This is a genomic window from Pseudonocardia sp. McavD-2-B (genome assembly GCF_024124365.1).
GTDB classification, from domain to species: domain Bacteria; phylum Actinomycetota; class Actinomycetes; order Mycobacteriales; family Pseudonocardiaceae; genus Pseudonocardia; species Pseudonocardia alni.
In genome coordinates, this window is record NZ_JAMXSG010000205.1 from 1 (window position 1) to 10,713 (window position 10,713).

The following is a 10,713-nucleotide window of genomic DNA, read 5'->3' on the forward strand; positions in this document are numbered from 1 at the left end:
GCGGATGCGCGGTGCGCTGACGGGGCAGCCGCGGGGCGTCGGGGGCGGCCACCGGGCGACCGGTGCCGGGTCGGGGAGCGGACGGCTGGGCGGGGGGACGGGCCGGGCTCGGGACGCCACGGGGGGCGTCGCCGAAGCCGGGCTCCGGGGGGCGCTGGTGCGGCATGGCTCCTTGCAGTGATCGTCGGTGCGGCGGCTCGTCCCGGGGGAACGTCCGGGAGGCCACGACTGCGCCGGACGATCACCCGAAGTGGTGACCTTCACACGACCGAGCAAAGGTCACGGGAAGATCACGATTCTAGCGCTACGAGGTGTCAGAGCCTGTCACCGGGGGTGACGGATGCCCGGGTGATCGGCCGGCAGCGCCGTACGCAGCAACGGCCATGACACGAGCACGCTCAGCCCGACCAGCACCGGGCTCAGCACGGTCCGCGCGACACCCAGGAGCACGACCTGGTCGGCCGCCCACAGCGGGAGGAACACCGACAGCCGTAGGACGTACTGCGCCACCCACGCCCAGGACGCCCGCTGGTACCCGCGGAGCAGGTCCGGGTCGCGCCGCCACCTCGTGCGCTGTCCCAGCAGCCCGCCGACGACGACCCCCAGCAGCGGCCACCGCACGACGATCGAGATCGCCCAGGCCAGCGCGCTGCCGACGTTGGACACGATCTGGACCAGGAAGAAGTCCGACGCCCGCCCGGTCACCAGCGCGATCCCGGCCGCGACGACGACCCCGGCCAGCCCGAACAGCACCGCCCGCGGCCGGCGGCCGCGGTACAGCCGCCACCCTGCCACCGCGGCCCCCGCGACGATCGCCGCGCCGGCCCCCCAGTTGATCGGGAACGCCGACCCCGCCGCCCCCGCGACCACCCAGGCGAGCACGAACGCGACCACCGGTATCGAGGCGTCCACGGCACCGGCCCGGCCACCGAGCAGTTCGGCGAGCTTCGGGTCCTCCCGGGATGCGGTGTGCGGAGCGCGATCGGACGTCACCCCGCTGAGGGTGCCCTATCCCGCACGCCGGGTCGACGGGATCCGATTGGCGGACGGCCCGGAACAGGGTGATCATCGGCGTAACGCCGGACATCGTTGCGGTGAACAACAGACAAGGCACGCGGAGGACCGGGGACGAGAGGGGGCCGTGCCGATGCACCAGCAGACGCACGCACAGCACCGGAGCTACGTCGCGATCGGCGACAGTTTCACCGAGGGTCTCGACGACCTCACCCCCGACGGCCGGGCCCGCGGCTGGGCCGACCGCGTCGCCGAGACCCTCGCCCACCGCCGCCCGGGCTTCGGCTACGCCAACCTCGCCGTGCGCGGGAAGGTCCTCGACGAGATCGTCGCCGAACAGCTCCCGGTCGCCGAACGGATGCGCCCCGACCTGATCACCTTCTGCGCGGGCGGCAACGACATCATCGGCTGGTCCTGCGACGTCGACGACCTCGCCGCCCGCTTCGACGCCGCGCTCGGCAGGCTGGTCGCAACCGGCGCCGAGGTGCTCATCTTCACCGGCTTCGACCTGCGCCGGATGCACCCGTTCATCCGCAGGCTGCGCGGCCGGATCGCCTGCTACAACGAGGACATGCGGGCCGCCGCCGAACGGCACGGCTGCCGCGTCGTCGACCTGTGGGCGATGGAGTGCCTCGCCGACCCGCGGGCCTGGGGGCCGGACCGGCTGCACCTGGTCCCGCACGCGCACGAGCGGGTCGCCTGGCGGGTGCTGGAGACCCTCGGCGAGCAGGCCCCGGACTGGCGCGGGCCGTGGCCGGAGCCCGAGGGCGGGCCGACCCCCTGGACCGCGCGCCAGGCCGAGGACCTGCGGTGGGTCACCCACCACGTGATGCCGTACCTGCGCAAGCGGCTGCGCGGCACGCACACGTGGGAGGGCTACCGGCCCAAGCGCCCGGAGCTCTCACCCCTCCAGGACGCCTGAGCGCGGACGCTCAGCGGACCGGGGACCGGTCCCGGGCCGCGATGTGGGACGGACGTGGCCGCGGGGCCGAGAACGGCGCCACGCACTCGTTCTCGACGCTGTTGAACACCAGGAAGATGTTCGACCGCGGGTACGGGGTGATGTTGTCGCCCGACCCGTGCATGCAGTTGGAGTCGAAGAACGTGGCGCCACCCGCCTCGCCGGTCATCATCGCGATGCCGTGCCGCTGCGCCAGCTTCGAGATGGACTCCGCGTCGGGGGTGCCGATCTCCTGCTCCTTCAGCGACGTCAGGTGGTAGTCCTCCGGGGTCTCCCCGACGCACGACACGAAGGTCCGGTGCGACCCCGGCATGATCATCAGGCAGCCGTTGAACGGGTGGTTGTCGGTCAGCGAGATCGAGCAGCTGACCGCACGCGGGCTGGGCATCCCGTCCTCGGCGTGCCAGGTCTCGAAGTCGGAGTGCCAGAAGAACCCCCCGCCACCGAGCCCGGGCTTGTAGTTGATCCGGCTCTGGTGCACGTACACGTCGGAGCCGAGGATCTGGCGGGCCCGGGAGAGCACCCGCTCGTCGCGCACCAGCCGGCCGATCGCCTCGGAGATCCGGTGGACCTCGAAGATCGAGCGGACCTCGTCCGAGGACTTCTCGACGATGCAGCGCTCATCGGCGCGGACCTCGGGATCGTGGGCGAGCCGGTCCAGCTCGGCCTGGTACTCCACGATCTCGTCGGCCGTCAGCAGCCCCGGCACCTGCACGAAGCCGTCGCGCTCGTGCGCCTCCAGCTCCTGGGCGCCGAACATGCCGGCGCTCGCCTTCGAGCCCCACACGGTGGGCTCGGCGCGGTCGATGAAGGCGGGGGTGTTCGAGACGCGCGTGGGGTAGCGGTCTCCGGCTCCACGCACGAGACGCGGTTCGTCGTTGCCGACCAGTGCGGTCATGGACCCTCCTGTGAGTCGCTGTGGGTTCGGTGTCCCTTCGGATGGACGTCGTGTGAACGACCGCGAGGGGCGTTCCCGCTGTCACACAGCGGAAACACCCCTCGCGGTGTCGATCCCGGTACGGAGCCCTCAGTCCTCCGTGACCAGCGGGTACACGCCGTTCTCGTCGTGCACCTCACGACCGGTCACCGGCGGGTTGAACACGCACACGCAGGTGATCTCGGTCTTCGGGCGGAGCTGGTGCTTCTCGTTGCCGTTCAGCACGTAGATCGAGCCCGGCTTGAGCTGGTACGTGACGTCGTTGTCCTTGTCGTACAGCTCGCCCTCACCGGAGGTGATGAAGACGGCCTCGATGTGGTTCGCGTACCAGAAGTCGTTGATCGTCCCGGCCTTCAGCGTGGTCTCGTGGACCGAGAACCCCACCTTGTCGTTGGCCAGGACGATGCGCTTGCTGCGCCACTGCTGGTCCTCGGAGACCACGTCACGCTCGGTGTCGGTGATCTCGTCGATGGTGCGGACGATCATGGTTGTGGATCAGCTCCCGATGACGGTCTTGACGGACTCGCCGATGATCGCAAGACCTTCGTCGAGCTCGTCGTCGGTGGTCGTGAGCGGCGCCAGGAGCTTGAGCACCTCGTCGTTCGGACCGGCCGTCTCCAGCAGCAGCCGCTGCTCGAAGGCCTTCGAGGCCACCTTCTCGGCGAGCCCCTCCCCCTCGAACTGGATGCCCCGCGCCATCCCACGACCCTTGGTGAACATCTCGGTGCCCTGGTTGTCACCGATGATCTTGTTGAAGGCCTCCTCGACCTTCTCACCCTTGCGCAGCGTCTCCTTCTCCAGTGTGTCGTCGGTCCACCAGTTCCGCAGCGTGTGCGTGGCGGTGACGAACGCGGGGTTGTTGCCGCGGAAGGTGCCGTTGTGCTCGCCCGGACCCCACTGGTCGTACTCGGGCTTGATCAGCACGAGCGCCATCGGGAGGCCGTAGCCGGAGATGGACTTCGAGATCGTGACGATGTCGGGCTCGATGCCCGCGATCTCGAAGGAGAAGAACGGGCCGGTCCGGCCGCAGCCCATCTGCACGTCGTCGACGATCATCAGGATGCCCTTGCGGGTGCACAGGTCCCGCAGACCCTGCAGCCACTCGATGCGCGCCGGGTTGAGGCCGCCCTCGCCCTGCACGGTCTCGACGATGACTGCGGCCGGCTCGTTGAGGCTGGAGCCGGTGTCGTCGAGGACCTTCTCGAACCACAGGAAGTCGGGCATCTTGCCGTCGAAGTAGTTGTCGAACGGCATCGGCGTCGAGTGGACCAGCGGGATGCCGGCGCCACCGCGCTTCATCGAGTTGCCGGTGACCGACAGGGCGCCCAGCGTCATGCCGTGGAAGGCGTTCGTGAAGTTGATCAGCGCCTCCCGGCCGCTGATCTTGCGCGCGAGCTTCAGCGCCGACTCGACGGCGTTGGCGCCGGTCGGGCCGGGGAACTGCACCTTGTACTCCAGGCCACGCGGCTTGAGGATGATGTCCTCGAACGTGGTCAGGAACTCGCCCTTGGCCGAGGTGTACATGTCCAGCCCGTGGGTGATGCCGTCACGGGTCAGGTACTCGATCAGCGGCTTCTTGAGCACCTCGGGGTTGTGCCCGTAGTTCAGGGCGCCCGCGCCACCGAAGAAGTCGAGGTAGGAGTGGCCGTCCACGTCGGTCAGACGGCTGCCCTTCGCCGTGTCGAAGACGACGGGCCAGTTGCGGCAGTAGCTCCGGACCTGGGACTCGAGATCCTCGAAAACGGTCATGTGTTCCCACCCTTGTCTGCTGCGATCGGGCCGATGAGATAGAGGTTCTCCGGCTCGTGCTCGTCACCGAGCAGGTCCGGACCGAAGAGGTCCTCCCGCTCGATCGTCATGTCGTGGCGCTCCGCGAACTTCGTGAACAGGCGGATCGAGGAGGCGTTGTCCGGCGTGATGGTGGTCTCCATCCGCTCGGCGCCCGCCCGGTCCCAGACGGCGTCCAGCATCCGGCCGGCGAGCCCCGCACCGCGTGCCACCGGATCGACGCACACCTGCCAGATGAGCAGGGCGCCGTTCTCGGGGCGCCGGTAGCCGGTCACGTAGCCGACGGCACGGCCGTCGTCGCGGCGGGCGATGACCGAGGTGCGCGCGAAGTCGCGGCACCACAGGACGTAGGCGTAGCGGGAGTTCGCGTCCAGCGTCCGCGCCTCCACCGCCAGCCGCCACATGTCCACCCCGTCGGCCGGGACCGGGGAGCCGATCTCGTACGAATGGTCACCGTCGGCGTCGGCCGCCGGGGCGGGTGCGCCGGTCGCGGCGTCCCCGTCCGGAGCCGTGGACGCCCGAGGAGGAGCCTGTTCGGGAGCGGTCATGACTGACTAGGTTAGTGCCGCCCGGCGCAGGTCGCAGCCGCTGACGACCGGTGGCCGACCTCGACGCCATGATCGACGTGACCGGCGCCACAGGATGATCCGGAACCGTGCGACCGGGTGTCCGCCCAGGAAGACACCGTGATCACCGGCCCGTCCGGCGGGTCCCGGAACGGACCGGCCGGACCCGCCGGGGGCACGGACGTGGCCCTCGCCACGCTCCGCGACCACCCGCCCGCACGTTCGGCCAATCGTGCGGATGCACTTGCATCTGCACCGCTGCGGGGTGAGGATGGATATTCTGTCGAATCATGCCCGGAGGAGCTGCCGTGTCGGTGACACCCGCGAGTACGCGCCCCGTGGCCGTGGTGACCGCGCCGGACGAGGAGCAGACCGTCACGGTCACCTGCGCCCGCGACAGCCGCAGCCACGTCGTGGCGCAGGCGGTGCTGGCCGACTCGCTCACCGCCGGAACCGGACACTGCACCGCGCTCTGCGGGCACGTGGTGCTGCCGGCGTCGCTGGCCTCCCCACCCGGGGACGGCTGCCTGCTGTGTGCCGAGACCTCCGGGGCCGGGCGCCGTGCCCGCCGCCGCGGACGGATCGGTTTCGGGCGCTCGGCCCGCGCCGCCTCCTGAGCGCCGCCGCCGACCGCCGACCACACAGCCGGTCCGTTCCCCCACCGCCGGCCGGGCCCCGACCCGCGCCGGTGGCTCTCCCCCACCCGCCGCCGGTTCGGTCCCGCCGGCGGGTCAGCGCCCGCCGGACACGTCCAGCACGGCGCCGGTGACGTAGCTGGCCTCGTCCGACAGGAGCCAGGCGATCGCCGTCGCCACCTCGTCGGGGTGGCCGGCACGGCCCATCGGGATCGACGGCGCCATCCGCTCGATCCGCCCCGGCTCACCGGCCCGCGCGTGGAAGTCGGTGTCGAGCAGGCCCGGCCGTACGGCCGCCACCCGGATCCCGTCCGCGGCGACCTCCTTCGCGAGCCCGACGACGAGCGCCTCGACCCCGGCCTTCGCGGCCGCGTAGTCGTTCCACTCGTCGGGCGAGCCGAGCACCGCCGCGCGGGAGGTGATGTGCACGAGCACCCCGCCCGCTCCGCCGTAGCGGGTGGACATGCGGTGCACCGCCTCGCGCGAGCACAGCAGCGCCGCCCGCAGGTTGAGCGCGAGGACCTCGTCGATCCGTGCGTCGCTCATGTCCTCCAGGCGCTGCCGCGAGGGGGCGCCACCGGCGTTCGCGACCACTCCGGTCAGCGGCGACGGCATGGCGGCCGCCGCGTCGAACAGCTGCTCGACGCCCTCGGTGCGGGTGACGTCCGCGGCGACCGCGTCGGCGTGCACCCCGGCGGCCCGGCACTCCGCGACCACCGCCGCGGCGTCCTCGGGCGAGGCCCGGTGCCCGACGAGGACGTCCTGGCCGCGGCCGGCCAGGAGCCGGGCGGTGGCCGCGCCGACCCCCCGGCTGGCCCCCGTCACGAGCACCGTCATGCGTGGTCCGTCATGCCTGGTCCGTCATCCGTGGTCCGTCCTGTGGGCGGCCGTCAGGCCCGCTGGGTCTCGGGGCCGGGCTCCGGACGGGTGGCGCCCTCCGGCTGCCGGGTGCCCGGCTCCCGGACCTCGGTGTCGGCCCGGGTCGCGCCGCCGGGACCGATCTCCCCGGGGCGTCCGTCGTCGTCGCGCAGGCCGCGCATCTCGCTCTTCAGGATGCGGCTGGACCGGCCGACCGACCGCGCCATCTCCGGCAGCTTCTTCGCGCCGAACAGCAGGACCAGAACGACCAGCACGATCAACCAGTGGGTGGGGCTCATAGCGCCCATGACAGCCTCCTCGCTCGTCGACCGGATCAACGAACCATCCTCCGCCGGGGTTCTCCCGCGCAAGAACAGCCTCCCACGGCGCACGGAAACTGATCGCTCGGTCACTCACCGTTGATCCGGCGACCCCGAACGGGTTTGGATGACGGTGACACCGTGGGCGGCACCGGCGCTGCCCGGGGACGAAGGAGCTGATCCGTGCAGCCGACCGCACTCGCGGCCCCGCAGGAGCTCGACCCGGTCGACCTGAGCCGCTACCCGGTGCACGAACCGGGCTCGTCCGGGTGGGAGGACGCGGTCCGCCGGGCCCGCGCCCAGCTCGCCGCCGACGGCTGCGCGGTGCTCCCCGGGTTCGTCCGGGCGTCGTGGCGGGACCGGCTGCGGACCGAGGGCGAGGCGGTCGCCCCGCTGGCGCACTACGAGACCGCCGTGGTCAATGTCTACAACACCGACCCCGACCCCTCGCTGCCCGCCGACCACCCGGCGCGGGTGCCGATGGAGCGGGGCAACGCCTTCGTCGCCCGCGACCGGATCCCGGCCGCCGCGGTGGTCCACCGCCTGTACCCGCAGCCCGCCTTCCGCGCCTTCCTCGCCGCCTGCACCGGCGTACCCGAGCTGCACGAGCTGGCCGACCCGCTGGCCGGGCTGTGCCTGAACGTCGTCGGCGACGGCCGGTCGCACCCCTGGCACTTCGACACCAACGAGATCGCGATCAGCCTGCTCACCCGCGCGCCGGAGGCCGGCGGGGTCTTCGAGTACTGCCCGGACATCCGCAGTTCCTCCTCGGAGAACACCGCCGACGTCGCCGAGGTCCTGCACGGCAGGGGCGGCGACCGCGTCCGACGGCTGGTGCTGCGCCCCGGTGACCTGCAGCTGTTCCGCGGCCGGTACTCGCTGCACCGGGTGACCGAGGTGCGCGGCGACACCGCCCGGCACACGGCGATCTTCTCCTACAGCACGCGCACCGGGGTCGTCGGCAGCGCGGTCCGCACCCGCCAGCTGTTCGGGAGGACACTGTCCGAACACGGGGGGTCGCGCGCCGTGCGCGTCGACGGGCTGCTGGACTGATGCCCGTGACCACCACGTTCGCGGCCGACGACGACCTGCCGAAGGTGCCGCTCCCGACCCTGTCCGCCTCGGTCGACCGCTTCCTCGAGTGGTGCGCCCCGCTGCTCACCCCCGACGAGTACGCCCGCACCGAGTCCGCCGCCCGAGAGCTACTCGCCGAGGGCGGCCCCGCGTCGGTGCTCCAGGCCGATCTCGAGCGCTTCGACGCCGGCGCCCACAGCTGGCTGGACGCGTTCTGGCCGTCGCGCTACCTGGGCCGGCGCGACCGGATCGCGCTCAACGCGAACTTCTTCTTCCTGTTCGGGCCGGGATCGACCACGGACCCGTGCGAGCGGGCCGCGCAGCTCACCGTCGCCGCCCTCGGGCACAAGGCCGATCTCGACGCCGGGACGTTCCCGCCGCTGGTCAACCGCGACGTGGCGCAGTCGATGGACCAGAGCCGCCACATCTTCTCCACCACCCGCATCCCGGGCGACCCCCAGGACACCGTCCGCACCCCCTACAGCGACGACTGGCCGGGCCCGTCCACCGAGCGGCACGTCGTGGTGCTGCACCGCGGCCGGATCCACCGCCTCGACGTGGTCGGCGCCGACGGCGCCGCGCATTCCGCCGAGGAGATCGCCGGCGCCCTGCGGGAGATCCGGCAGTCCCACCCCGAGCGGGCCGCCACCGGTGACGCGGTCGGCGCGCTGACCACCCTGGCCCGCGCCGAGTGGGCCGCGGTGCGGGACCGGCTGACCGGGCTGGACCCGGCCAACGCCGAGGCCGTCGACCTCGTGGAGCGGGCGCTGCTCGCGATCTGTCTCGACGAGACCGACCCCGCCGACGAGGAGTCCGCCGCACGGACCCTGCTGGCCGGGGACGCCGGGGACCGGTGGTTCGACAAGGCGCTGTCGATCGTCGTGCTCGCCGACGGCACCGCCGGGGTCAACATCGAGCACTGCGAGCTCGACGGCACCACCGTCCTCACCCTGGTCGACGCGATGTTCGCCGACCCGCTGCAGGTGCACGCCGAGCGGATCGGGGCCCGTCCGCAGGGCGTCCCGTCGCACGCCGAGCTGCGATTCGTCCTCGACGACGACCTGCGCGCCACCGTGGCCCGCGCGCACGACGAGTTCTCCGCGTTCCTCGACGCCACCGCCACCGAGCTCGTCGCCTTCGACGACTTCGGCGCGCGCGACGCGAAGGCCCTGAAGTGCTCCCCGGACGCCTTCGTGCAGGCCTGCTACCAGGTCGCGCACCGGCGGGCCAAGGGCGTCACCGGGGCCACCTACGAGTCGATCGCGACCCGGCAGTTCCGGCGCGGACGCACCGAGGCGATGCGGGTGATCACACCGGAGATGGTGACCTTCGTCGACACCATGGGGGACCCGCAGGCCTCCGACGCCGACAAGGTCGACACCTTCCGGGCCGCCGCCGCGGCGCACGGCGCCCGCGCCAAGCAGTGCCAGCAGGGCGACGCGCCCGAGCAGCACCTGTGGGAGCTGGACTGGATCCGGCGCCGTCGCGGGGCGGAGCTGGGCGTCACCGAGCAGCTCGCGGTGTTCGACTCCCCCGGCTGGACGATCATGCGCGACGACTGGCTGTCGACCAGCTCCGCGCCGTCGGACAACATCCGGTACTTCGGGTTCGGCTCGACCAGCTCGCGCTGCATCGGGGTGGCCTACGTGCTGCTGCCCGACCGCTTCCACGTGCACCTGTCCACGCCGGCCGACCAGGCCGAGGGGATGCACGCCTTCGCCCGGGAGCTGCGGACGGCGGTGACCGAGCTGCGGAACCTGCTTGCCTGAGCGGGTTCACTGGTGGGATGGAGCGCGTCCTCGTCACCGGCAGTTCCGGCCACCTCGGGGAGGCGCTGGTCCGCACGCTGGCCGGCGACGGGGTGCCCGTCGTCGGTCTGGACCGGCGGCCCTCGCCGTGGACCGCGGTCGTCGCGTCGCTGACCGACCGCGACGCCCTGCGGTCGGCGCTGCGCGGGGTCAGCCACGTGCTGCACACCGCGACGCTGCACAAGCCGCACGTCGGCTCGCACAGCAGGCAGGAGTTCGTCGGCACGAACGTGTCGGGCACCCTCGCGGTGCTGGAGGAGTCCGCCGCCGCGGGGGTGCGGGGCGTGGTGTTCACCTCCTCGACCAGCGCGTTCGGCCGCGCGCTGACCCCGGTGCCGGGCGGGCCCGCGACCTGGATCGACGAGACCGTGGTGCCGCGGGTGCGCAACGTCTACGGCGCCACCAAGACCGCCGCCGAGGACCTGTGCGAGCTCGCCGCGCTGGACCCGGGGCTGCCGGTGGTGGTGCTGCGGACCTCGCGGTTCTTCCCCGAGGCCGACGACCGCGACGAGGTCCGCGCCGCCCACGACGACACCACGCTCAAACTGGTGGAGTTCTGCCACCGGCGGGTCGACGTCGCCGACGTCGTGTCCGCGCACCTGGCCGCGGCCCGGCGGGCGCCCGGGCTCGGGTTCGCCCGCTACGTGGTCAGCGCACCGCCGCCGTTCCACCGGTCCGACCTCGCCGAGCTGGGCCGCGACCCGGCCGCGGTGCTGGAGCGGCGGGCCCCGGCGCTGGCCGCGCTGCTGGCC

The 10,713-nt window shown here is 72.4% G+C and carries 12 protein-coding genes; 5 read left to right on the top strand and 7 right to left on the bottom strand.

Annotated features, from left to right (window positions below):
• Nucleotides 1–324: 324 nt before the first annotated feature.
• Nucleotides 325–993 carry a DUF3159 domain-containing protein gene (locus tag NH602_RS22310; RefSeq protein ID WP_073576684.1) on the bottom strand — a complete coding sequence of 223 codons (669 nt, stop codon included), beginning with the start codon at nucleotides 991–993 and terminating at the stop codon, nucleotides 325–327.
• Nucleotides 994–1,147: 154 nt separating this feature from the next.
• Between NH602_RS22310 and NH602_RS22315 the strand changes: the two genes are divergently transcribed.
• Nucleotides 1,148–1,936, top strand: a complete 789-nt coding sequence (locus NH602_RS22315; protein WP_253068823.1) for an SGNH/GDSL hydrolase family protein — start codon at nucleotides 1,148–1,150, stop codon at nucleotides 1,934–1,936.
• A 10-nt stretch (nucleotides 1,937–1,946) separates the two neighbouring features.
• Here the strand turns inward: NH602_RS22315 and thpD are convergent, their stop codons facing one another.
• The 4 genes from thpD to ectA form a co-directional block, all read right to left on the bottom strand.
• The gene (thpD, locus tag NH602_RS22320; RefSeq protein ID WP_253068824.1) at nucleotides 1,947–2,873 is read right to left on the bottom strand and encodes an ectoine hydroxylase; all 927 of its coding nucleotides are present in this window, start codon (nucleotides 2,871–2,873) and stop codon (nucleotides 1,947–1,949) included.
• Nucleotides 2,874–3,002: 129 nt separating this feature from the next.
• Nucleotides 3,003–3,398, bottom strand: coding sequence for an ectoine synthase (locus NH602_RS22325; RefSeq protein WP_062398314.1), 396 nt, complete (start codon nucleotides 3,396–3,398; stop codon nucleotides 3,003–3,005).
• Between the two features lie 9 nt (nucleotides 3,399–3,407).
• Nucleotides 3,408–4,661: a diaminobutyrate--2-oxoglutarate transaminase gene (gene ectB, locus NH602_RS22330; RefSeq protein ID WP_179761685.1), complete on the bottom strand. Its 1,254-nt coding sequence runs from the start codon at nucleotides 4,659–4,661 to the stop codon at nucleotides 3,408–3,410.
• Nucleotides 4,658–5,248: a diaminobutyrate acetyltransferase gene (gene ectA, locus NH602_RS22335; RefSeq protein ID WP_253068825.1), complete on the bottom strand. Its 591-nt coding sequence runs from the start codon at nucleotides 5,246–5,248 to the stop codon at nucleotides 4,658–4,660. The genes ectB and ectA overlap by 4 nt, the downstream gene beginning before the upstream one ends.
• A gap of 326 nt (nucleotides 5,249–5,574) precedes the next feature.
• On the opposite strand from ectA, the gene NH602_RS22340 reads away from it, so the two are divergent.
• Complete coding sequence (locus tag NH602_RS22340) at nucleotides 5,575–5,883, top strand: hypothetical protein (protein ID WP_157818361.1); 309 nt, start codon at nucleotides 5,575–5,577, stop codon at nucleotides 5,881–5,883.
• 114 nt (nucleotides 5,884–5,997) lie between these two features.
• Here NH602_RS22340 and NH602_RS22345 read toward each other — a convergent pair whose 3' ends face one another.
• Both NH602_RS22345 and tatA read right to left on the bottom strand, forming a co-directional pair.
• Nucleotides 5,998–6,738, bottom strand: a complete 741-nt coding sequence (locus NH602_RS22345; RefSeq protein ID WP_073576688.1) for an SDR family oxidoreductase — start codon at nucleotides 6,736–6,738, stop codon at nucleotides 5,998–6,000.
• Nucleotides 6,739–6,791: 53 nt separating this feature from the next.
• The gene (gene tatA, locus NH602_RS22350; RefSeq protein WP_253068826.1) at nucleotides 6,792–7,058 is read right to left on the bottom strand and encodes a Sec-independent protein translocase subunit TatA; all 267 of its coding nucleotides are present in this window, start codon (nucleotides 7,056–7,058) and stop codon (nucleotides 6,792–6,794) included.
• Between the two features lie 204 nt (nucleotides 7,059–7,262).
• On the opposite strand from tatA, the gene NH602_RS22355 reads away from it, so the two are divergent.
• From NH602_RS22355 to NH602_RS22365, 3 genes are all read left to right on the top strand, one after another.
• Nucleotides 7,263–8,132, top strand: a complete 870-nt coding sequence (locus NH602_RS22355; RefSeq protein ID WP_179761682.1) for an arpA protein — start codon at nucleotides 7,263–7,265, stop codon at nucleotides 8,130–8,132.
• A 5-nt stretch (nucleotides 8,133–8,137) separates the two neighbouring features.
• The gene (locus tag NH602_RS22360) at nucleotides 8,138–9,922 is read left to right on the top strand and encodes a choline/carnitine O-acyltransferase (RefSeq protein ID WP_374210248.1); all 1,785 of its coding nucleotides are present in this window, start codon (nucleotides 8,138–8,140) and stop codon (nucleotides 9,920–9,922) included.
• Nucleotides 9,923–9,939: 17 nt separating this feature from the next.
• Nucleotides 9,940–10,713: NAD(P)-dependent oxidoreductase (locus NH602_RS22365; RefSeq protein ID WP_253068827.1), on the top strand; the 774-nt coding region annotated here is incomplete at its 3' end.